Annotated in this window: 21 protein-coding genes; 9 read left to right on the top strand and 12 right to left on the bottom strand. The window is 71.1% G+C overall.

Features of this window, described 5'->3' with window-relative positions:
- The first annotated feature begins 103 nt into the window (after nt 1-103).
- Nucleotides 104-775 (top strand): transglycosylase SLT domain-containing protein, encoded by a 672-nt coding sequence (locus JIW86_RS30005; RefSeq protein ID WP_215143617.1) that lies wholly within the window; start codon nt 104-106, stop codon nt 773-775.
- A 107-nt stretch (nt 776-882) separates the two neighbouring features.
- On the opposite strand, the gene JIW86_RS30000 is transcribed toward JIW86_RS30005, so the two are convergent.
- Nucleotides 883-3,393 (bottom strand): FHA domain-containing protein, encoded by a 2,511-nt coding sequence (locus tag JIW86_RS30000; protein ID WP_257559488.1) that lies wholly within the window; start codon nt 3,391-3,393, stop codon nt 883-885.
- Between the two features lie 242 nt (nt 3,394-3,635).
- Here JIW86_RS30000 and JIW86_RS29995 point away from each other — a divergent pair, with 242 nt between their 5' ends.
- Together JIW86_RS29995 and serB are read left to right on the top strand one after the other, a co-directional pair.
- Nucleotides 3,636-5,111, top strand: a complete 1,476-nt coding sequence (locus JIW86_RS29995; RefSeq protein WP_257556917.1) for a streptophobe family protein — start codon at nt 3,636-3,638, stop codon at nt 5,109-5,111.
- Nucleotides 5,112-5,236: 125 nt separating this feature from the next.
- Nucleotides 5,237-6,436 (top strand): phosphoserine phosphatase SerB, encoded by a 1,200-nt coding sequence (gene serB / locus JIW86_RS29990; protein WP_257556916.1) that lies wholly within the window; start codon nt 5,237-5,239, stop codon nt 6,434-6,436.
- 89 nt (nt 6,437-6,525) lie between these two features.
- Here the strand turns inward: serB and JIW86_RS29985 are convergent, their stop codons facing one another.
- The 4 genes from JIW86_RS29985 to JIW86_RS29970 form a co-directional block, all read right to left on the bottom strand.
- Entirely contained in the window at nt 6,526-7,047 is a 522-nt protein-coding gene (locus JIW86_RS29985; protein ID WP_257556915.1) for a SixA phosphatase family protein, read from the bottom strand.
- A 98-nt stretch (nt 7,048-7,145) separates the two neighbouring features.
- A complete protein-coding gene (locus JIW86_RS29980) occupies nt 7,146-7,409 on the bottom strand; it encodes a hypothetical protein (RefSeq protein WP_257556914.1) in 264 nt (87 codons plus the stop codon).
- Between the two features lie 146 nt (nt 7,410-7,555).
- A complete protein-coding gene (locus tag JIW86_RS29975; RefSeq protein ID WP_251063898.1) occupies nt 7,556-7,675 on the bottom strand; it encodes an SGM_5486 family transporter-associated protein in 120 nt (39 codons plus the stop codon).
- 5 nt (nt 7,676-7,680) lie between these two features.
- On the bottom strand, nt 7,681-8,994 hold the full coding sequence (locus JIW86_RS29970) for a CynX/NimT family MFS transporter (RefSeq protein ID WP_257556913.1): 1,314 nt from the start codon (nt 8,992-8,994) through the stop codon (nt 7,681-7,683).
- 64 nt (nt 8,995-9,058) lie between these two features.
- On the opposite strand from JIW86_RS29970, the gene JIW86_RS29965 reads away from it, so the two are divergent.
- Complete coding sequence (locus tag JIW86_RS29965; protein ID WP_215139835.1) at nt 9,059-9,736, top strand: FadR/GntR family transcriptional regulator; 678 nt, start codon at nt 9,059-9,061, stop codon at nt 9,734-9,736.
- A 36-nt stretch (nt 9,737-9,772) separates the two neighbouring features.
- On the opposite strand, the gene JIW86_RS29960 is transcribed toward JIW86_RS29965, so the two are convergent.
- From JIW86_RS29960 to fabG, 3 genes are all read right to left on the bottom strand, one after another.
- Nucleotides 9,773-10,204: a hypothetical protein gene (locus JIW86_RS29960; protein ID WP_215139836.1), complete on the bottom strand. Its 432-nt coding sequence runs from the start codon at nt 10,202-10,204 to the stop codon at nt 9,773-9,775.
- 189 nt (nt 10,205-10,393) lie between these two features.
- Nucleotides 10,394-11,164: an enoyl-ACP reductase FabI gene (gene fabI, locus JIW86_RS29955; protein WP_215139837.1), complete on the bottom strand. Its 771-nt coding sequence runs from the start codon at nt 11,162-11,164 to the stop codon at nt 10,394-10,396.
- Between the two features lie 5 nt (nt 11,165-11,169).
- Nucleotides 11,170-11,889: a 3-oxoacyl-[acyl-carrier-protein] reductase gene (gene fabG / locus JIW86_RS29950; protein ID WP_215139838.1), complete on the bottom strand. Its 720-nt coding sequence runs from the start codon at nt 11,887-11,889 to the stop codon at nt 11,170-11,172.
- 185 nt (nt 11,890-12,074) lie between these two features.
- Here fabG and JIW86_RS29945 point away from each other — a divergent pair, with 185 nt between their 5' ends.
- From JIW86_RS29945 to tyrS, 3 genes are read left to right on the top strand one after another with little or no spacing between them, the layout of a single operon-like run.
- Nucleotides 12,075-13,598, top strand: a complete 1,524-nt coding sequence (locus JIW86_RS29945) for a TldD/PmbA family protein (protein ID WP_257556912.1) — start codon at nt 12,075-12,077, stop codon at nt 13,596-13,598.
- The gene (locus JIW86_RS29940; RefSeq protein ID WP_215139840.1) at nt 13,595-14,995 is read left to right on the top strand and encodes a metallopeptidase TldD-related protein; all 1,401 of its coding nucleotides are present in this window, start codon (nt 13,595-13,597) and stop codon (nt 14,993-14,995) included. Before JIW86_RS29945 ends, JIW86_RS29940 begins: the two co-directional genes overlap by 4 nt.
- A 54-nt stretch (nt 14,996-15,049) precedes the next feature.
- Nucleotides 15,050-16,318, top strand: coding sequence for a tyrosine--tRNA ligase (gene tyrS / locus JIW86_RS29935; protein WP_257556911.1), 1,269 nt, complete (start codon nt 15,050-15,052; stop codon nt 16,316-16,318).
- 109 nt (nt 16,319-16,427) lie between these two features.
- Here the strand turns inward: tyrS and JIW86_RS29930 are convergent, their stop codons facing one another.
- A complete protein-coding gene (locus JIW86_RS29930) occupies nt 16,428-16,706 on the bottom strand; it encodes a GlsB/YeaQ/YmgE family stress response membrane protein (protein WP_257556910.1) in 279 nt (92 codons plus the stop codon).
- A gap of 176 nt (nt 16,707-16,882) precedes the next feature.
- Here JIW86_RS29930 and JIW86_RS29925 point away from each other — a divergent pair, with 176 nt between their 5' ends.
- Together JIW86_RS29925 and JIW86_RS29920 are read left to right on the top strand one after the other, a co-directional pair.
- Nucleotides 16,883-17,224, top strand: a complete 342-nt coding sequence (locus JIW86_RS29925) for a DUF3099 domain-containing protein (RefSeq protein ID WP_257556908.1) — start codon at nt 16,883-16,885, stop codon at nt 17,222-17,224.
- Between the two features lie 146 nt (nt 17,225-17,370).
- Nucleotides 17,371-17,610, top strand: a complete 240-nt coding sequence (locus JIW86_RS29920) for a hypothetical protein (protein WP_215139844.1) — start codon at nt 17,371-17,373, stop codon at nt 17,608-17,610.
- Nucleotides 17,611-17,631: 21 nt separating this feature from the next.
- Here JIW86_RS29920 and moaA read toward each other — a convergent pair whose 3' ends face one another.
- The 3 genes from moaA to JIW86_RS29905 all read right to left on the bottom strand — a co-directional run bounded on the left by moaA (nt 17,632) and on the right by JIW86_RS29905 (nt 20,769).
- A complete protein-coding gene (gene moaA / locus JIW86_RS29915) occupies nt 17,632-18,621 on the bottom strand; it encodes a GTP 3',8-cyclase MoaA (protein ID WP_215139845.1) in 990 nt (329 codons plus the stop codon).
- A 151-nt stretch (nt 18,622-18,772) separates the two neighbouring features.
- Complete coding sequence (locus JIW86_RS29910) at nt 18,773-20,401, bottom strand: cation acetate symporter (RefSeq protein WP_257556907.1); 1,629 nt, start codon at nt 20,399-20,401, stop codon at nt 18,773-18,775.
- The gene (locus tag JIW86_RS29905; protein WP_257556906.1) at nt 20,398-20,769 is read right to left on the bottom strand and encodes a DUF485 domain-containing protein; all 372 of its coding nucleotides are present in this window, start codon (nt 20,767-20,769) and stop codon (nt 20,398-20,400) included. The genes JIW86_RS29910 and JIW86_RS29905 overlap by 4 nt, the downstream gene beginning before the upstream one ends.
- Nucleotides 20,770-20,816: the final 47 nt, after the last annotated feature.

Raw genomic sequence — 20,816 nt, 5'->3', positions numbered from 1 at the left:
TTTTGCCGCCGCTAAGAATTGCTCTCGTCGCACGGCGCTGCGGATCCCCGGATCCTCGCAGCGCCTTCCTGCGGCTCCCGCGATTCGAAGAGGTTGCCCCGCCATGTCTGCTTCCAGCACTCCCGGTCACAGTCGTCTGACGAAGGCACACAAGCTGTCCATTGCCGGCGTCGCCACGTTCAGTGCCGCCGCGCTCGCCTTCTCCCTCGTCCCGGCCGACGCCGCCCAGGCCGAGACGGTCTCCGCCGCCCCCGTCGCCTGGACCCAGGTCGTCGACGGCGCCCAGACGAAGGCCGTGCAGCAGCACCTCTCCGTGCAGCAGGTCGTCGCCGACAAGGCGGCGCAGGACGCCAAGGCCAAGGCTGACGCCAAGGCCAAGGCCGAGGCCGCCGCGAAGAAGGACCGCGAGCAGAAGGCGGCCGCGAGCCGTTCCGCCGCCCGCACCCCCGTCTTCGCGAACAACCTGGACGGCTGGATCAAGGAAGCCCTCTTCATCATGAAGAAGGAAGGCATCCCGGGCACCTACGCCGGCATCCACAAGAACGTCATGCGTGAGTCCAGCGGCAACCCGATGGCGATCAACAACTGGGACATCAACGCCCAGAACGGCATCCCCAGCAAGGGTCTGCTCCAGGTCATCCTTCCGACCTTCAAGGCGTACCACGTCAAGGGCACCAAGTTCGACCAGTACGACCCGGTCGCCAACATCGTCGCCGCCTGCAACTACGCGGCCGACCGTTACGGCTCGATGGACAACGTCAACAGCGCCTACTAGGACGCCGACGGCATCAAGACCCCCCATGCGCCTGAGGGCGGCCCCCGGAGTACCGGGTGCCGCCCTCAGGCGTTTTCGCGTACGCGCGTTCGCGGACCGCTTGCCGGTTACTTGCCGGCGCGCATGACCTCGGGCTCGTGGCGGCGCAGCAGGCGCTGTACCGCGAAGCCGCAGGCGATGCCGATGAGCAGCAGGATGGTGATGTTCAGGCTCCACTGGCCGACCGTGGCGTCCCAGAGCGGGTCGGTATTGGTCGGGTTGTCGCGGTCCCACGGCGGCATGAGCTTGCCGAGGTTCAGCGTGGTGCCGGCGGCGGCGACGGCCCAGCGGGACGGCATCAGCCAGGCGAACTGCTCCAGGCCCGGGGAGTCGTAGACCTGGAAGAGGATGCCGGTGAAGACGACCTGGACGATCGCGAACATGACCAGCAGCGGCATGGTCTTCTCGGCGGTCTTCACCAGCGAGGAGATCACCAGGCCGAACATCATCGACGTGAAGCCGAGCGCGATGACCGACACGCAGAGCTCGACGGCCGGCGGCATCAGCAGGCCCTCGACGGGCAGGTCGCGGGGGGCGAAGCCGATCCCGCAGATGATCACGCCCTGGATGGCCGTGATGACACCGAGGACGATCACCTTCGACATGAGGTACGCCGACCGGGACAGGCCCGTCGCGCGCTCACGCTCGTAGATCACGCGTTCCTTGATCAGCTCACGGACCGAGTTCGCGGCGCCCGAGAAGCACATGCCGACCGCGAGGATCAGCATGATCGTGCCGGCGTCGCCGTTGAACTGGGACGGCGGCGTCGGCGGCGCGAGGCCGAAGGTCGCGGGGATGACCGTGGAGACCACGCCCAGGACCGCGGGCAGGATCAGCATCAGGCCGATGAAGCCCTTGTCGGAGGCGATCACCGACGTGTAGCGGCGGATCAGCGTCCACAGCTGCGAGCCCCAGCCCTGCGGCTTGGGCGGGCGCATCTGCTGCGGCGACGGCATCGCGACGGACTGCGGGGCGACCGCGTCGATGTCGGCGGCGTACAGCTGGTAGTGCTGCGAGCCCTTCCAGCGGCCGGCCCAGTCGTAGTCGCGGTAGTTCTCGAAGGCCGAGAAGACGTCCGCCCACGTGCTGTAGCCGAAGAAGTTCAGCGCCTCGTCCGGCGGGCCGAAGTACGCGACCGAGCCGCCCGGGGCCATGACCAGCAGCTTGTCGCAGATGGCCAGCTCGGCGACCGAGTGGGTGACGACGAGGACCGTACGGCCGTCGTCGGCGAGGGCACGCAGCAGCTGCATGACGTCGCGGTCCATGCCCGGGTCGAGGCCGGAGGTCGGCTCGTCCAGGAAGATCAGCGACGGCTTGGTGAGCAGCTCCAGGGCCACGGACACGCGCTTGCGCTGACCACCCGAGAGCGAGGTGATCTTCTTGTCCTTGTGGATGTCGAGCTTGAGCTCGCGCAGCACCTCGTTGATGCGGGCCTCGCGCTCGGACTCGGCGGTGTCGCCGGGGAAGCGGAGCTTGGCCGCGTACTTCAGGGCGGTGCTGACCTTCAGTTCCTTGTGCAGGATGTCGTCCTGCGGGACCAGGCCGATGCGCTGACGGAGCTCCGCGAACTGCTTGTACAGGTTGCGGTTGTCGTAGAGGACGTCACCCTGGTCGGCGGGCCGGTAGCCGGTCAGCGCCTTGAGCAGGGTCGACTTTCCGGAGCCGGACGGGCCGATGACGCCGATCAGCGACTTCTCCGGGACGCCGAAGGTGACGTCCTTGAGGATCTGCTTGCCGCCGTCGACCGTGACCGTGAGGTGGCGGGCCGAGAAGGAGACCTCGCCGGTGTCGACGAACTCCTCGAGGCGGTCACCGACGATCCGGAACGTCGAGTGGCCGACGCCGACGATGTCGTTCGGGCCGAGCAGCGCGGTGCCGGACTTGGCCAGCGGCTGACCGTTGACGTAGGTGCCGTTGTGGCTGCCCAGGTCGTGGATCTCGAACCGGCCGCCGGGCATCGAGCGGAACTCGGCGTGGTGGCGCGAGACCTGGAGGTCGGAGACCACCAGTTCGTTCTCCAGCGCACGGCCGATCCGCATGACGTGACCCAGCGAGAGCTGGTGGAACGTCGTCGGGCTGCGGTCGCCCCCGTGGTGGGGGGCGGCCCCCTGCGCCGGGCGGGCCGCGGCGGGGCCGCCGCCCTGCTGGTGCGGGAGGTGCGGCTGCTGAGGCTGCTGGTCCCAGGCGTGCTGCTGGGGCTGCTGCTGCTGCGGGGCCTGGTACGCCGGGGCCTGCGGCTGGGCGTACGCGGCCGCCTGGGCCTGAGCCTGGGCCGGGGCCTGCTGGGCCACGGCCGGTTGGGGCGCCGCGGCGGCGACGGGATTCAGCCGCGGGCCGTCGGTCGCGTTGCCCAGGTGAACCGGCGTGCCCGGCACGAGCTCGGCCTGCTGCACCCGAGCACCGCGCACGTAGGTGCCGTTGGTGCTGCCGTGGTCCTCGATGCCCCAACCACGGCCGTTCCAGCTGATGGTGGCGTGTCGCCACGACACCCGGGCATCGTCGATCACCACGTCTCCCTGGGGATCGCGCCCCAGCGAGTACGACCTGGACGGATCGAGCGTCCAGGTCCTTCCATTCAATTCCAGTACGAGTTCCGGCACTCCAGCCCCACTTAAGTCCCCCGAGAATCCCCCATGACGTCAGGGAGTCTAGGGATGGCGAACATCCGGGGGAACTATTTCAGGCCTGGGGCCACATGTGGAATCGGGGCCTTGCCGAGGCGTCTACGACTGCCCGTTGACGGGGGCGAAAGTCACCCGGAGAGTGAGATACGGGACTTCTCGCCCGGCGGTCCCGCTCGGCACACATCGGGGGACCGCTCATGCGCCGCATCCGTTGGGGAGACGTCCTGGTGTCCGGCATCGCCACTGCCGGCTGGTCGCTGGTGGCGATGGCCGTGGTCGCCGCGCTCGGGCTGCACCTGCTCGGCGCCGACGCGGCGGGAGGCTCGCTGGGGGCGATGAGCGCGGCCGTGGTGGTCCTGGCCGTGGGCGGCACCGTGACCCCCTCGGGTGCGGTGTCGGCCTTCGGGGCGGGCGGTGCGGGCGCCGAAGCCTCGCTGGACGTCATGCCGTTGGGGGTGGGGCTGGCCGGAGCCCTGGTGCTGGGGCACCTGTTCCTGCGCTCGCTGCGGGCTGGCGCCGCCCCCGGAGAGCTCCCGGCGCGGGCGGCGGTGGTCGTGGCGCTGTTCGTCGCCGCGGTGGGGGTGCTGGCGTGGGCCGGGCACGACGTGGTCACCCTCGACGGGGACGTGCTGCCGAGGACCCCGGTCAAGGTCGAGGTGCCGGGGATCGGGGACATCGGCGGGCTGCTCCCGGACCGCATCGGGGACCTGATCGAGACGCGGACCCGGGTGGGGTTCTCGGTGGAGCCGGGACCGACCCTGCGGGCCGCGGGGGTGTGGGCCGCGGTGGTGCTCGCGGTGGCCCTGGCGGTCTCGCGGCGCGGGCCCGAGCCGCTCGCGCGGCTGCGGCCGGCCGCCTCGGCGGTGGTGGCGGTGCTGCTGGTGGCGGTGGCGGCCGGACTGGCGGCGGCGGTGTGGGCGGCGGCGGGCGACGAGCATCCCGGGCGGGTGCTGGGGGCGGCCCTGCTGGGCGCGCCGAACGGCGCCTGGGCGGGGGTGCTGCTGGGGCTGTTCGTCCCGCTGAGCGGCCGGGCCACCGGTGCGCCGGCCCGGCTGCTGCCGGATCCGCTGGACGAGCTGCTGGCGGGCTCCGCCCAGGAGCCGGTGACGGTGGCCCGCCTCGCGGAGTACGACGGGCGGGTGTGGCTGCTGGTGGCGGGGGCCGGGTTGCTGCTGCTCTACGCGGGCGTGCTGGCCGCCGTACGGACCCCGGGGCGCGGGATCGCCGGGTGCGCGGCGCGGCTGTCGGCCGTGACGGCGGTGGCGCTGGCGGCGCTGGTGTGGCTGACGGCGCTGTCGGCGGATGCGTCGCTCGCCGTGCTGGGGGTGGACGCGGTCGACGCCGGGGTGGAGCTGCGCGGGTCCGTCCCGCTGGCCCTGGTGCTGGGGGCGGCGTGGGGGGCGGTGGCGGGTGCGGTGGGGGCCGTACTGGCCCGTGGCCGCCGCCGCCCTTCCTCCGCCCCGGCTTCCGCTGCCCCGGGGTGGCCGGACCCCGAGGCGCCGACGGCCTCGTCCCCGTACTCGTACCCGGATCCGGGTGTGTCCTGGGACGTGACGGTCACGGGTCTCCCGCCGAGGGCTCCGAGGCCGCCGAAACCTCTGCGGCGACCGCCCTTCGTCCCGCCTCCCCCGCCGGGAGCACCACCGCCGCCAAAGCCGCCGGGGCCGCGCTGACCGCCGGGGCCGGGCCGCTGCGCGGAGCCGGGGAGGCCCGCCGGGGCCGAGCCGTGCGAGCGGCGCGTTCAAGAGGTGGGACGGGGGTCCTGTCCCGGGGAGCGGGAAGATACGGTGAGAGCACCATGAGCGCATCGCAGACCTCCGACGTCCCCACCCTCCTCGTCAAGATCTTCGGCAAGGACCGTCCCGGGATCACCGCCGGGCTGTTCGACACCCTCGCCGCCTACTCCGTCGATGTCGTCGACATCGAGCAGGTCGTCACCCGTGGCCGCATCGTCCTGTGCGCCCTCGTCACCAAGCCCGCCGTCGGCACCGATGGCGAGCTGCGGGCCACCGTCCACAGCTGGGCCGAGTCGCTCAAGCTCCAGGCCGAGATCCTCTCCGGCACCGGTGACAACCGGCCGCGCGGCAGCGGCCGGTCCCATGTCACCGTGCTCGGGCACCCGCTCACCGCCGAGTCCACGGCGGCCATCGCCGCGCGCATCACCTCGACCGGCGGCAACATCGACCGTATCTTCCGGCTCGCCAAGTACCCGGTGACAGCGGTGGAGTTCGCCGTCTCCGGCTGCGAGACCGAGCCGCTGCGCACCGCGCTGGCCACGGCCGCCGCGCACATCGGCGTGGACGTGGCCGTCGTCTCGGCCGGGCTGCACCGCCGGGCCCAGCGCCTGGTCGTCATGGACGTGGACTCGACCCTGATCCAGGACGAGGTCATCGAGCTGTTCGCCGCCCACGCCGGGTGCGAGGCCGAGGTCGCCGAGGTCACCGAGCGGGCCATGCGCGGCGAGCTGGACTTCGAGCAGTCGCTGCACGCCCGGGTGGCGCTGCTGGCGGGTCTGGACGCGTCCGTCGTGGACAAGGTCCGCGCCGAGGTGCAGCTGACCCCGGGCGCCCGGACGCTGATCCGTACCCTCAAGCGGCTCGGCTACCAGGTGGGCGTGGTCTCCGGCGGCTTCACCCAGGTGACGGACGATCTGCGGGAGCGGCTGGGGCTGGACTTCGCCTCCGCCAACACCCTGGAGATCATCGACGGGAAGCTGACCGGCCGGGTGACCGGCGAGATCGTGGACCGGGCGGGCAAGGCCCGGCTGCTTCGCCGCTTCGCCGCGGAGGCCGAGGTACCGCTGTCCCAGACGGTGGCCATCGGCGACGGCGCGAACGACCTGGACATGCTGAACGCGGCCGGGCTGGGCGTGGCCTTCAACGCCAAGCCGGTGGTCCGCGAGGCCGCGCACACGGCGGTGAACGTGCCCTTCCTGGACGCGGTGCTCTACCTGCTCGGGATCACCCGCGAGGAGATCGAGGCCGCCGACCTGGCCTAGGCCCAGGTCCAGGTCCTGTCCGTACGACGCGCGGGAGGGCCCCGGCGGCCGCATCGGCTGCCGGGGCCCTCCCGTACGTACTCCCCCGGTCAGTGCTCGTTGGGGGTCCAGAAGTCGAGCAGGGTGCCCACGCCGTGTTCCAGGAACTTCCACGAGCCGCTGAAGGAGACGACGGCGAGGGCCCCGGTCGGGAATCCAGTACGGGTCATCCGCGCCAGGGTGTCGTCCTTCGCGCGCCCGGAAAGGGCGTCGGCGAGGGCGTGCATGCCGGGGTTGTGGCCGATGACCAGGAGGTCGTGCACCTCGTCGGGGGTCTCGTTCAGCAGGGCGATGAGCTCGCCCGGCGAAGCCTCGTAGAGCCGCTCCTCGTAGTGGGTCTTCGGCCGGTGCGGCAGCTCCTGGACGGCGATCTTCCAGGTCTCGCGGGTGCGGGTGGCGGTGGAGCAGAGGGCCAGGTCGAAAGTGATGCCGGTTTCGGCCAGCTTCAGACCGACGGCCGCTGCGTCCGCGCGGCCGCGTTCCGCCAGCGGGCGGTCGTGGTCGGACACCTGTGGCCAGTCGGCCTTGGCGTGCCGGAGGAGGGCGATCCTGCGGGGTGTGTCGGCGCTCATGGCTCCCAGCTTCGCATGAAACGGGCCACGGGGCGCAGGGTGTTGAGGGCCCGCACCCGGTGGTGCGGCACGGCCCGGCGCACCCCGGCGCACACCGGTCAGCCGACGGCGCGCAGCAGCTGCTGTGTGACCTGGAGCAGTCCGGTGGCCTCGCCGGTGGCGGCGTGGGCCTCGCCGGATCCGGCGAGGAGGAGCAGGAGCAGGCCGAAGGCGAGCGCGGGCAGGGCCAGCGCCCACCAGTGCAGGCGGGCCTCGGCACCCTGCCGGGCGCCGGGCAGGGCTCGGGCGCCGGGCACCGCTCGGGCGGCGGACGCGGCTCGGGGGCCGGACGGGAGGGAGCGGGTGTGCGTGGGGGCCGACATGGCCGCCTCCGGGGTGCTGACGGGACTGGCTCTCGCTCCTTCGAATCTATGGATCCGAAGGAGCGGTTCCCATCCGGGGCACACCCCAGTTGACCCTGACCCTTACCCCCTAGGGGTGGGTGGGGTTATCCCCACCCTCTCGCCCGTCAGGGGGAGGCGATCGTCGCGATGACGGAAATGATCACGGTCACGACGAGCATCGCGCCGAGCACGAGGCCGAGCTTCCTGTGGCCGTTCTGCGGGTTCGGTTCAAGTACGGGCGACATGCCGGTCAGTCTCGCATGCCGCATTCGTCCTCGATCGTGCGGTCCCGGCCGGCCAGGATGCCCAGCGCGATCTGCGGGACGAGCAGTCCGGCCATGAGGACGAGCGGCAGGTCCCAGCCGCCGCTGTGCTGGTAGAGCGTGCCGATGACCAGGGGGCCGGGGATGGAGATGAGGTAGCCGGTGCTCTGGGCGAAGGCGGAGAGCTTGACGACGCCGGCCGGGGACTTGGCGCGCAGCCCGATGAGGGTGATGACCAGCGGGAAGGCGCAGTTGGAGACGCCGAGCATGAGCGCCCAGGCCCAGGCGCCGGCGGCGGGGGCGAGGTAGAGCCCGAGGTAGCCGGCGAAGCCGAAGAGGCCGAGGGTGGCGGCGATGGCGCCCTGGTTCTTCATCCGGCCGGCCAGGCCGGGGATGACAAACGCGAGCGGGACGCCCATGACCATGGTGACGGCGAGCAGCACTCCGGCGGTGGAGGCGGATACCCCGGCGTCGCGGAAGATCTGCGGGAGCCAGCCCATGGTGATGTACGCGCCGGTGGCCTGGAGGCCGAAGTAGCAGGCCAGGGCCCAGGCGGTACGGCTGCGGACGATCCGGGGGCCGGTGTCGGCCCGTACGCCGGCCCCTTCGGCGGAGTCGGCGGCCGCGGCGCGCTCGGCCCGGGCGGCGCGCCGGGAGGCACGGGCGATGGGCAGCCAGGGCAGTACGGCGACCAGCGCGAGCAGGGCCCACATCAGCAGGCCGGTGCGCCAGCTGCCGCCGAGGGCCTCGGTCAGCGGGACGGTCGCGGCGGCGGCGAGCGAGGTGCCGGCGGCCAGCGCCATGGAGTACAGGCCGGTCATGGTGCCGACCCGGTCCGGGAAGTAGCGCTTGACGATCACCGGGAGCAGCACGTTGGTCAGGGCTATGCCGGCCAGGGACAGGGCGCTGGCGGCGAGGAAGGCGGCGGCGCTGTCCGCGAAGGGGCGGATCAGCAGGCCCGTGGTGACGGCCACCATGCCGGCGCAGATCACGGCGGCCGGGCCGAAGCGGCGGGAGAGCCGGGGTGCGGTGACGCCGAAGACGGCGAAGCAGAGGGCGGGGACGGAGGTGATCAGTCCGGCGACGGTGCCGCTCATGCCGAGGCCCGTGCGGGTCTCTTCGAAGAGGGCGCCGAGGCTGGTGATGGCGGGCCGCAGGTTGAGGGCGGCGAGCACGATGCCGACGATGAGGACCGGACCGAGCCACGTGGGGGCGACGTGGACGGGGACGGGAAGGGGCCGGTCGGGCGTGGTGCGCACGAGCGGCGGGCGGTTCATGGTCTGGATTTCTTCGTCGGACATTCAACCATCATAGAATCATGGGATGATTGGTTGTCCAGTCGCTCGTCGCTATCGAGGGGAACCCATGCCGCTGACCTCACCCCGGCGCTCCGCGCTCGTCGACCAGGTGATCGCCCAGCTGCGGAACCAGATCACCTCCGGGGAGTGGCCGGTAGGCGCCCGCATCCCGACCGAGCCGGAGCTGGTGGAGCTGCTCGGCGTCGCCCGCAACACCGTGCGCGAGGCCGTCCGGGCGCTGGCGCACAACGGCCTGCTCGACATCCGGCAGGGCTCGGGTACGTACGTCATCGCCACCAGCGAGCTGGCCGGTGTGATGCACCGCCGCTTCGCCGGGGCCGACCCGCGGCACATCGCGGAGCTGCGCTCGACCCTGGAGTCCTCGGCGGCCCGGCTGGCGGCGGAGCGGCGGACCGAGCGGGACCTCGTACAGCTGGACGCGCTGCTCGCTCGGCGCGAGGAGGCCTGGGCGGGCGGGGACGCGGAGGTGTTCGTGGCGGCGGACGTGAGCCTGCACATGGCAGTGGTCACGGCCTCGCACAACGAGGTGCTGATCGAGCTGTACGCGGACCTCGGCGATCTGGTGGCGGACTGGCTGCGTACGGATGTCGGAACCGAGCTGCGTCCGTCCGCGCATCTGGACCACGCCCGGCTGATCGAGGCGATCCGGCGGGGAGACGGGGACGCGGCCGCCTCGGAGGCGGCGGGCTATCCCTTCGCCTGCCTCGGCAAGGGCACCGGCTGACAGCGGGCGAGAGCACTCACGCCGACTGAGATCCGCTCACGGTCGCTCGTGGCTGACCCAGGCCGAGCGGACCTCCTTCCAGCAGCGGCTGGTGAGCTCGACGCGCCCGGCGGGGCCGATGGCCACGGCGGCGCCGTCGCCGTCCAGGTCCCACCAGCGGTCGCACTCGACGTGCAGCCGCACCAGGTCGGTCTCCGGGTAGCTGTTGTGGCAGGACGCCGTCACCTGCGAGCCGCTGATCTCGGTGTCGCAGTCGGCGCCGAAGAGGTCCCGGACGGGGGTCCGCGCGGGCTGTACGGGTGGCTCGGCGGGGATCTCTGCGAGGTCCACCTCGGCCGGGGCGACGACCTCGGGACCGGGCGCGGGCTCGCCGGGCGCGGTCTGCGCGACGGCGCCGGGGCCCAGGAGTGCGGTCAGGATCACCGAGGTGACCAGCAGCGATACCGCTCCGCTCGGTCTCGCGCGCAATCCCGTACCTCCTCCCCGCAGGAGCCGGGAAGATCCCGACTCGGCCAGTTTGCAGGCATCTGCCCTGGTTTTCGACTCGGGAAGATCCGTTCAGCCGGTGAACATCCGATCGAAGGTGCGAAAACGGCGGCGGCCGCGCCTCCCGGAAGGGAAGCGCGGCCGCCGCCTTGCTTACGGACGCGAGTGCCCTCAGGCACCCATCGCGTGCAGGCCGCCGTCCACGTGGACGATCTCGCCGGTGGTCTTCGGGAACCAGTCCGACAGCAGCGCGACGACGCCGCGGCCCGCCGGCTCCGGGTCGCTCATGTCCCACTCCAGCATCGAGCGGGAGTTCCAGACGTCCGCCAGCTCGCCGAAGCCCGGGATGGACTTCGCGGCCATGGAGCCGATCGGCCCGGCCGAGACCAGGTTGCAGCGGATGTTCTCCTTGCCCAGGTCGCGGGCGAGGTAGCGGCTGGTGGCCTCCAGCGCGGCCTTGGCCGGGCCCATCCAGTCGTACTGCGGCCAGGCGAACTGCGCGTCGAAGGTGAGGCCGACGACGGCCGCCCCCTCGTGCGGGAAGAGCGGCTTGCAGGCCATGGTCAGCGACTTCAGCGAGAACGCCGAGACGTGCATGGCGGTGGCGACCGACTCGAACGGGGTGTTCAGGAAGTTGCCGCCGAGGGCGTCCTGCGGCGCGAAGCCGATGGAGTGGACGACACCGTCGAGACCGCCGAGCTCGGCGCGGACGAGGTCCTCCAGCCGGTCCAGGTGCTCCTGGTTGGTGACGTCGAGCTCGATCACCTTGACGGGCTTGGGCAGCTTGCGGGCGATGCGCTCCGTCAGCGTCGGCCGCGGGAACGCCGTGAGGATGACCTCGGCGCCCTGCTCCTGGGCGAGCTTGGCGGTGTGGAACGCGATGGACGACTCCATCAGCACACCGGTGATGAGGATGCGCTTGCCCTCGAGAATTCCGCTCATGGTGATCAGTGACCCATGCCCAATCCGCCGTCAACGGGAATGACGGCTCCGGTGATGTACGCGGCGTCGTCGGACGCCAGGAAGCTCACGGCTGCCGCGATCTCCTCGGGCTGCGCGTAGCGGCCGAGCGGCACCTGGCCCACGATGCCCGCGCGCTGCTCGTCGGTGAGGACCTTGGTCATGTCCGTGTCGACGAAGCCGGGGGCGACCACGTTGAAGGTGATGTTGCGGGAGCCCAGCTCGCGGGCGAGCGACCGGGCGAAGCCGACCAGCGCGGCCTTGGAGGCGGCGTAGTTGGCCTGGCCCGCCGAACCCAGCAGCCCGACGACCGAGGAGATCAGGACGACGCGGCCCTTCTTGGCACGGAGCATGCCACGGTTCGCGCGCTTGACCACCCGGAAGGTGCCGGTGAGGTTGGTGTCGACGACCGAGGCGAAGTCCTCCTCGGACATCCGCATCAGCAGCGTGTCCTTGGTGATGCCGGCGTTGGCCACCAGCACCTCGACCGCGCCGTGCGTGTCCTCGATCTGCTTGTAGGCCTGCTCCACCTGCTCGGAGTCGGTGATGTCGCACCGGACCGCCAGGACGCCGAGCGAGGTGAGCGCCTCCGGCGGCTCCCCCGACCGGTACGTGATCGCGACCTTGTCTCCGGCCTCCGCGAAGGCACGGGCGATGGCGAGGCCGATGCCCCGGTTTCCTCCGGTGACGAGAACCGAGCGGCTCAACGGATCACCCTTTCGCTAGCGGTCTGAATACCGAAAACCTATAGGTCGCATCCCTCGTACGGAGAATCGACCTCCGACAGGGCCTTGCGACGGGCTCTGTCGAATCCCTACAGAAAGGTGTAGGCACGAGCGCCCCGGGCGCGACATGATCGGGGAGACCGGCCCCGACCACCGGGAGGAATTCCGTGCCCCATTCCATCGACGCGGCCTTCACCGCACTTCCCTTGCGGGCGCTCGCCGACGCGGCGCTCGCCCGGGCTCGCGCGCTGGGCGCCGAGCATGCCGACTTCCGGCTGGAGCGGATCCGCAGCGCCTCCTGGCGGCTGCGGGACGCCAAGCCCTCCGGCGGGTCCGACACCACCGACCTCGGGTACGCGGTCCGGGTGGTGCACGGGGGCAGCTGGGGGTTCGCCTCCGGTGTGGACCTGACCATGGACGCCGCCGCCAAGGTGGCCTCGCAGGCCGTGGCCATGGCGAAGCTGTCCGCCCAGGTGATCAAGGCCGCCGGTTCCGACGAGCGCGTGGAGCTCGCCGAGGAGCCGGTGCACTCGGACCGGACCTGGATCTCCGCCTACGACGTGAACCCCTTCGAGGTGCCGGACGCGGAGAAGGCGGCGCTGCTCGCCGACTGGAGCTCGCGGCTGCTGGCGGCCGACGGGGTCGCGCACGTGGACGCCTCGCTGCTCGCCGTGCACGAGAACAAGTTCTACGCGGACACCGCGGGCACCACGACCACCCAGCAGCGGGTCCGGATCCACCCGCAGCTCACGGCGGTCGCCGTCAACGCCACCACCGGCGAGTTCGACTCGATGCGCACGATCGCCCCGCCCGCCGGGCGCGGTTGGGAGTACCTGACCGGCACCGGCTGGGACTGGAACGCGGAGCTGGAGCAGATCCCCGGCCTGCTCGACGAGAAGATGAAGGCGCCGAGCGTGCAGGCCGGGCGCTACGACCTGGTGGTGGACCCGTCCAACCTGTGGCTCACCATCCACGAGTCCATCGGCCACGCCACCGAGCTCGACCGGGCGCTGGGCTACGAGGCGGCGTACGCGGGAACCTCCTTCGCCACCTTCGACCAGCTCGGCAAGCTCAAGTACGGCTCCCCGATCATGAACGTGACGGGTGACCGCACCGCCGAGCACGGCCTGGCCACCGTCGGCTTCGACGACGAGGGCGTCGAGGCGCAGAGCTGGGACCTGGTCAAGGACGGCACCCTGGTCGGCTACCAGCTGGACCGGCGGATCGCGAAGCTGACCGGCCTCGGACGCTCCAACGGCTGCGCCTACGCCGACTCCCCCGGGCACGTGCCCGTCCAGCGCATGGCGAACGTGTCGCTCCAGCCGGATCCGGGCGGCCTGTCCACCGAGGACCTGATCGGCGGGGTGGAGCGCGGGATCTACGTGGTCGGCGACCGCTCCTGGTCGATCGACATGCAGCGCTACAACTTCCAGTTCACCGGGCAGCGGTTCTTCCGCATCGAGAACGGCAAGCTGGCCGGGCAGCTGCGCGACGTGGCGTACCAGGCCACGACCACCGACTTCTGGGGCTCGATGGAGAAGGTCGGCGGTCCGCAGACCTACGTCCTGGGCGGCGCCTTCAACTGCGGAAAGGCCCAGCCGGGCCAGGTCGCGTCGGTCTCCCACGGCTGCCCGTCCGCCCTGTTCCGCGACGTGAACATCCTGAACACCACGCAGGAGGCCGGACGATGACCTCGTCGATTCGATCGACCAAGCCCCACGAGATCGTCGAGCGGGCGCTGGAGCTGTCCACCGCCGACGGCTGTGTCGTCATCGCCGACGAACAGTCCACCGCCAACCTGCGGTGGGCCGGCAACGCACTCACCACGAACGGCGTCACCCGCGGCCGCACCCTGACGGTCATCGCCACGGTCGACGGCAAGGAGGGCACGGCCTCGGGGGTCGTCTCGCGCTCCGCCGTCACCGCCGAGGACCTGGAGCCGCTGGTGCGGGCCGCCGAGGCGGCCGCGCGCGGGGCCGGTCCCGCCGAGGACGCCCAGCCGCTGGTGACCGGGACCCCGGCCTCGCCGGACTTCGCCGACGCCCCGGCCGAGACCTCCTCGGCGGTGTTCGCGGACTTCGCCCCGGCCCTCGGCGAGGCCTTCGCCCGGGCCCGCGCGGGCGGCCGGGAGCTGTACGGCTTCGCCAACCACGAGCTGGTCTCCACGTACGTCGGCACCTCCACGGGCCTGCGGCTGCGCCACGACCAGCCCAAGGGCACCCTGGAGCTCAACGCCAAGTCCCCGGACCGGCAGCGCTCGGCCTGGGCCGGCCGCGCCACCCGGGACTTCAAGGACGTGGACCCGACGGTCCTGGACGCGGAGCTCGCCGTACGCCTCGGCTGGGCGGAGCGGAAGATCGAGCTGCCAGCCGGCCGGTACGAGACCCTGCTGCCGCCGACGGCCGTGGCGGACCTGCTGATCTACCAGATGTGGTCGGCGGCGGCCCGGGACGCGGTGGAGGGCCGGACGGTCTTCTCCAAGCCCGGCGGCGGCACCCGGCTCGGCGAGCGGCTGTCCGAGCTGCCGCTGACGCTGCGCAGCGACCCGAACGCGCCGGGCCTGGAGTCCGCGCCGTTCGTCATCGCGCACAGCTCCGGGGACGACGCCTCGGTGTTCGACAACGGCCTGCCGGTCCCGGCGACCGAGTGGATCCGCGGCGGCGAGCTGGCCCGGCTGACCACGACCCGGCACAGTGCCGCGCTGACCGATCTGCCGGTGTCCCCGGCCTTCGGGAACCTGATCCTGGAGGGCGGCGGCGACAAGTCGCTCGAGGAGATGGTGGCGGACACCGAGAGGGGCCTGCTGCTGACCTGCCTCTGGTACATCCGCGAGGTCGACCCGGCCACCCTGCTGCTCACGGGCCTGACCCGGGACGGCGTCTACCTGGTGGAGAACGGGCAGGTCGTCGGCGAGGTGAACAACTTCCGGTTCAACGAGTCGCCCGTGGACCTGCTGTCGCGGGCCTCCGAGGCGGGCCGGACCGAGAAGACCCTGCCGCGCGAGTGGGGCGACTGGTTCACCCGGGCCGCGATGCCCGCCCTGCGCATCCCGGATTTCAACATGAGTTCGGTCAGCAAGGGGGTCTGACCCACCTAGACTGAGCCTTGTATTTCCCCAGGTATCGAAGGAGTCGAGAGAACCGTGACGGACATCGTCGACGAACTGAAGTGGCGCGGGCTGTTCGCCCAGTCCACCGACGAAGAAGCGCTGCGCAAGGCGTTCGCGGACGGTCCTGTCACGTTCTATTGCGGCTACGACCCGACCGCGGCCTCGCTGCACGTGGGACACCTGGTCCAGGTGCTCACCATGCGCCGGCTCCAGCTGGCCGGGAACCGGCCGCTCGCGCTGGTCGGCGGGGCCACCGGCCAGATCGGCGACCCGCGCCCGACCGCCGAGCGCACCCTGAATGATCCCGCGGTCATCGCGGAGTGGGTGAACCGGCTGCGTTCGCAGATCGAACCGTTCCTGTCCTTCGAGGGCGAGAACGCGGCGGTCCTGGTCAACAACCTGGACTGGACGGCGGGCATGTCCGCCATCGAGTTCCTGCGGGACATCGGCAAGCACTTCCGCGTCAACAAGATGCTGACGAAGGACTCGGTCGCCAAGCGGCTGGAGTCCGACCAGGGCATCAGCTACACCGAGTTCAGCTACCAGCTGCTCCAGGGCATGGACTTCCTGGAGCTGTACCGGCGCCACGGCTGCGTGCTCCAGCAGGGCGGCTCCGACCAGTGGGGCAACCTGACGGCCGGCCTCGACCTGATCCACCGGGTCGAGCCGGGCGCGGTCGTGCACGCGATGGCGACCCCGCTGATGGTCAAGGCGGACGGCACCAAGTTCGGCAAGACCGAGGGCGGGGCCGTCTGGCTGGACCCGGAGATGACCACGCCGTACGCGTTCTACCAGTTCTGGCTGAACGTGGATGACCGGGACATCTCCACCTACATGCGGATCCTGTCCTTCCAGAGCCGTGAGGAGCTGGAGACACTGGAGGCGCAGACCGCCGAGCGGCCGCAGGCGCGCGCCGCCCAGCGGGCACTGGCGGAGGAGCTGACCACGCTGGTGCACGGCGCCGGCCAGTGCGCCGCCGTGATCGCCGCATCGAAGGCGCTGTTCGGGCAGGGCGACCTGGCGGAGCTGGACGAGGCCACGCTGGCCGCGGCCCTGTCGGAACTGCCGCACGTCCGGGTGGCCGAGCCCGGTCTGGTGGTGGACCTGCTGGCGGAGACCGGTCTGGTCGCGAGCAAGTCGGCCGGCCGGCGGACCGTGAAGGAGGGCGGCGCCTACGTGAACAACGCGAAGGTGACGGCCGAGGACGCGGTCCCCGCCAAGGAGGACCTGCTGCACGGGCGTTGGCTGGTGCTGCGCCGCGGCAAGAAGAACCTGGCGGCGGTCGAGGTCACCGGCGCCTGACGCGTCGGCCTCGCACAGCGGCACGGATCACGGCGGAGGGGCCGGTTCGGACACTCGTCCGGCCGGCCCTCCGTCATGCCGCGGGACGTCCCGGGCCCGTCCGGGTCATCTAGGTCATCTGCCGGTTCTTGCCCCGGATCGCTCCGTAAGCCATTTCGCCGAGGCCGACCACGAGGACCGCTCCGGCAAGCTGCAGCAAGTGCCGGGTCCAGTCGATGCCCTTGGTGTCCGCGACGCCGATCCACGTGGCGACGGCGTTGCCGAGCACGCTGCCGATGATGCCGAAGAGCGTGGTCAGCCAGAGGGGCTGGTGCTGCTTGCCCGGCAGGATGGCCCGGGCTATCAGGCCCAGCACGAAACCGACGATGATCGCCCACAACCAACTCATGTCGAGCCTCCTCCTGGCGCGTTGTGCGCACGTGGGCCCAGTCTCGGCCCGTGCGACATGCGGCGCATTTCGGGCAGACCCGTTCGGGGGATCCCCCTCTCCTCGCGGCGGGGGCGGCGGCGTACGGTGGGAGGGTCCGGGCGGGGAGTGCCCGGCGGGTGATCGGGTGGTGGAGCGTGGAGCGGACGAAGCGACAGAAGCGGAACGGGGCCGAGGTCTTCCGGATCACCGGTGCGCGGATGGGGCTCGACGAGGACGTGCGGGGCCGTCAGCGCCGCTACGTGATCTCGATGGCCATCAGGACCCTGTCGGTCATCGCGACGGTACTGTTGTGGAACGTTCAGCGGCCGGTGGCGATCGTGACGCTGATCGCGGGCGCCCTGCTGCCGTACGTCGCCGTGGTCATCGCCAACGCGGGGCGCGAGTCGACCCCCTCGCTGCCCTCGCACTTCATCCCGGCTCCCGTACGGCCTGCGCTGGACGCGGGAAACCTCAAGAAAAGCTCAGATCAATCATGAAGTTCCAGTGCACCCTACCGGGTCCTGCGTGACATACTGCCTACGCGCTCCGCATCCCCCGTCGGAGCGACGGACCGACGCCGGGCAGCTCCCCCCGTGGCTGCTCGGCGTCGCCTTTCCGTTCCGGCGGTTTGTAGGGTTGAGGCGTGACCTCCCCTGATACCGAAATCCCCAGCTGTTCCGCCAAGGGCTGCCGCGACGCGGCCGTCTGGGTGCTGGCGTGGAACAACCCGAAGCTGCACACGCCGGAGCGGCGCAAGACCTGGCTCGCGTGCGAGGAGCACCGCGAACACCTCTCCCAGTTCCTGGGTGTTCGCGGCTTCCTCAAGGACGTGGTGAAGCTCGGCGAGTGGGTCCAGCCGGAGGGCTCGGAGCGCGAGCGCTGAGCGCCCGGGCGGCCCGGGCGGTCAGCCGCCGATCGCCGACATGGGGCGCTCGGGCTGGAGGAAGGACGGGTCGTCGAGACCGGACCCGGCCTTCTTGCCCCACATCGCCAGCTTCCACAGCCGGGCGATCTCCTCGTCCGGGGCGCCCGAGCGCAGCGCGGCCCGCAGGTCCGATTCCTCGGTGGCGAACAGGCACGTACGGACCTGGCCGTCGGCCGTGAGCCGCGTACGGTCGCAGGCTCCGCAGAAGGGGCGGGTGACGGAGGCGATGACGCCGACGGTGGCCGGGCCGCCGTCGACCACCCAGCGCTCGGCCGGGGCGGAGCCGCGCTCGTCGGCGCCCTCCTCGGTGAGCGTGAAGCGGGTCCGCAGCGACTGGAGGATGTCACCGGCGGTGATCATGCCCTCGCGCTTCCAGCCGTGCTGGGCGTCGAGGGGCATCTGCTCGATGAAGCGGAGCTCGTACTCGTTCTCCACGGCCCAGGCCAGCAGGTCCGGGGCCTCGTCGTCGTTCAGCCCGGGCATCAGGACGGCGTTGACCTTGACGGGGGTGAGGCCGGCCTCGCGGGCCGCGGCCATACCCTCGATGACGTCCTTGTGCCGGTCGCGGCGGGTGAGGGTCTTGAAGACCTCGGGCCGCAGGGTGTCGAGAGAAACGTTCACTCGGTCCAGACCGGCGGCTTTCAGGGCCTGCGCGGTGCGCTTGAGACCGATGCCGTTGGTGGTCAGGGACATCCTGGGGCGGGGCTCCAGGGCCGCGCACTGCTCGACGATCCCGACCAGGCCGGGGCGGAGCAGCGGCTCGCCGCCGGTGAAGCGGACCTCGGTGATGCCCAGCGAGGTGACCGCGATGCGGATCAGCCGGACGATCTCGTCGTCACTGAGCAGATCGGACTTGCCGAGCCACTGCAGTCCCTCCTCGGGCATGCAGTAGGTACAGCGCAGGTTGCACCGGTCGGTGAGCGAGACGCGCAGGTCAGTGGCCACGCGGCCGTAGGTGTCGAGAAGCACTGTGGGCCCCCTCCCTGTCCGTATCTGTAGAGGTTCGATTAATCGAGCGTACGCGACGCCTGTTACATCCAGAGGTGCCGGAAGGGACGAGAGCCAGCGTGGCCGCGTCGTAGGGAAGTACGACGCGGCCACGCTGGGTGTTCGGACGATCTCAGTGAGCGCCGGTTCCGGTGAGGGAGCGGACCTCGAGCTCGGCGAACTTCTGGGGGTCGGCCTTCTCCTTGGACAGGACGGTTCCCAGCCAGCCCAGCAGGAAGCCGAGCGGGATCGAGATGATGCCCGGGTTCTCCAGCGGGAACCAGTAGAAGTCGGCGTCCTTGAACATCGAGGTGGGCTTCCCGGAGACGACCGGAGAGAAGAGCACCAGGCCGACCGCCGAGATCAGGCCGCCGTAGATGGACCAGAGCGCTCCCTGGGTGCTGAAGCGCTTCCAGAAGAGGCTGTAGAGGATCGTCGGCAGGTTGGCGGACGCGGCGACCGCGAAGGCGAGGGCGACCAGGCCGGCGACGTTCAGATCTCGGGCCAGCGCCCCCAGGCCGATGGCGACGGCGCCGATGACCACGGTCGACCAGCGGGCCGCGCGCACCTCCTCCTTCTCAGTGGCTTTGCCCTTGCGGATGACGTTCACGTAGAGGTCGTGCGCGAAGGAAGAGGAGGAGGCCAGGGTGAGGCCCGCGACCACGGCGAGGATGGTGGCGAAGGCGACCGCGGAGATCACGGCGAGCAGGATGGCGCCGCCGGTGGAGCCCGCGCCGCCGCCGATCTCCTGGGCGAGCAGCGGGGCCGCGGTGTTGCCGGCCTTGTTCGAAGCCAGGATGTCGGCCCGCTTGAGCAGCGCCGCGGCGCCGAAGCCGAGGGCGATGGTCATCAGGTAGAAGGCGCCGATGATGCCGATGGCCCAGTTCACGGACTTACGGGCGGCCTTGGCGGTGGGCACGGTGTAGAAGCGGATCAGGATGTGCGGCAGGCCGGCGGTGCCGAGCACCAGGGCGAGGCCGAGGGAGACGAAGTCCAGCTTGGTCAGCGAGTCCTTGCCGTACTTGAGCCCGGGCTCGAGGAACTTGGTGCCCTGGCCGCTGTTCTCGGCGGCCTGTCCCAGCAGGGAGGAGATGTTGAAGTTGAACTTCAGCAGCACCAGGAAGGTGATCAGCAGGGCGCCCGCGATGAGCAGGACCGCCTTGATCATCTGGACCCAGGTGGTGCCCTTCATGCCGCCGATCGTCACGTAGAGGATCATCAGCACGCCGACCAGCGCGACGACCGCGACCTTGCCGCCGTCGTCGGTGATGCCCAGGAGCAACGAGACGAGCACGCCCGCGCCGGCCATCTGGGCGAGCAGGTAGAAGATCGAGACCACGATGGTGGAGGTGCCCGCGGCGGTACGGACGGGCCGCTGGCGCATCCGGTACGCGAGGACGTCGCCCATCGTGTAGCGGCCGGAGTTGCGCAGCGGCTCGGCGACGAGCAGCAGCGCGACCAGCCAGGCGACGAGGAAGCCGATCGAGTACAGGAAGCCGTCGTAGCCGAAGAGGGCGATGGCTCCGGCGATGCCGAGGAAGGACGCGGCGGACATGTAGTCGCCGGAGATGGCGAGGCCGTTCTGGAAGCCGGTGAACTGGCGGCCGCCGGCGTAGAAGTCGGCGGCGTCCTTGGTCTGGCGGCCGGCCCAGATCGTGATGATCAGGGTGGCGACGACGAACAGCCCGAACAGGGTGATGATCAGCGGGCGGTTCTCGCTGGCACCGGCCGCCACCGTCGTCAGGTGGTGCGTGGAGCTCATTCCCCGGCCTCCATTCGCGCCTTGATGGCCGCGGCCTTCGGGTCCAGCTTGGCGGCGGCGTGCCGCGAGTACAGCCAGGCGATCAGGAAGGTCGTCGCGAACTGGGCGAGGCCGAGCACGAGGGCGACGTTGATGTTGCCGAAGAGCTTGGTCCCCATGAAGCCGCCCGCGTAGTTGGACAGCAGTACGTAGAGCAGGTACCAGGCGATGAAGGCCACGGTGAGCGGGAAGGCGAAGGATCGGTAGGAGCGGCGCAGTTCGGCGAACTCGGCACTCTGCTGGACGGTTCCGAACTCTTCTGCCGTGGGACCGGGACTCGCCGGGGGCGTTCCCGTGCTGCCCGGCGGCGGCGCTGCTTCGGTGGTCACGGGGGGCTCTCCTTGTGACGCGGGTGCGGTGGGGACGACGGACAAAA

The organism is Streptomyces sp. NBC_00162, assembly GCF_024611995.1.
Taxonomy (GTDB): Bacteria; Actinomycetota; Actinomycetes; order Streptomycetales; family Streptomycetaceae; genus Streptomyces.
Note: the sequence above shows the minus strand (reverse complement) of the source record. Positions and strands in the feature narration are given on the sequence as shown.

Excerpts from the sequence above, each read along its gene's own strand:
- JIW86_RS30005 (WP_215143617.1), top strand. The coding sequence starts at position 104 with ATGTCTGCTTCCAGCACTCCCGGTCACAGTCGTCTGACGAAGGCACAC.
- JIW86_RS29995 (WP_257556917.1), top strand. The coding sequence starts at position 3,636 with ATGCGCCGCATCCGTTGGGGAGACGTCCTGGTGTCCGGCATCGCCACT.
- serB (WP_257556916.1), top strand. The coding sequence starts at position 5,237 with ATGAGCGCATCGCAGACCTCCGACGTCCCCACCCTCCTCGTCAAGATC.
- JIW86_RS29985 (WP_257556915.1), bottom strand. The coding sequence starts at position 7,047 with ATGAGCGCCGACACACCCCGCAGGATCGCCCTCCTCCGGCACGCCAAG.
- JIW86_RS29980 (WP_257556914.1), bottom strand. The coding sequence starts at position 7,409 with ATGTCGGCCCCCACGCACACCCGCTCCCTCCCGTCCGGCCCCCGAGCC.
- JIW86_RS29975 (WP_251063898.1), bottom strand. The coding sequence starts at position 7,675 with ATGTCGCCCGTACTTGAACCGAACCCGCAGAACGGCCACAGGAAGCTC.
- JIW86_RS29970 (WP_257556913.1), bottom strand. The coding sequence starts at position 8,994 with ATGTCCGACGAAGAAATCCAGACCATGAACCGCCCGCCGCTCGTGCGC.
- JIW86_RS29965 (WP_215139835.1), top strand. The coding sequence starts at position 9,059 with ATGCCGCTGACCTCACCCCGGCGCTCCGCGCTCGTCGACCAGGTGATC.
- fabI (WP_215139837.1), bottom strand. The coding sequence starts at position 11,164 with ATGAGCGGAATTCTCGAGGGCAAGCGCATCCTCATCACCGGTGTGCTG.
- JIW86_RS29940 (WP_215139840.1), top strand. The coding sequence starts at position 13,595 with ATGACCTCGTCGATTCGATCGACCAAGCCCCACGAGATCGTCGAGCGG.
- JIW86_RS29930 (WP_257556910.1), bottom strand. The coding sequence starts at position 16,706 with ATGAGTTGGTTGTGGGCGATCATCGTCGGTTTCGTGCTGGGCCTGATA.
- JIW86_RS29910 (WP_257556907.1), bottom strand. The coding sequence starts at position 20,401 with ATGAGCTCCACGCACCACCTGACGACGGTGGCGGCCGGTGCCAGCGAG.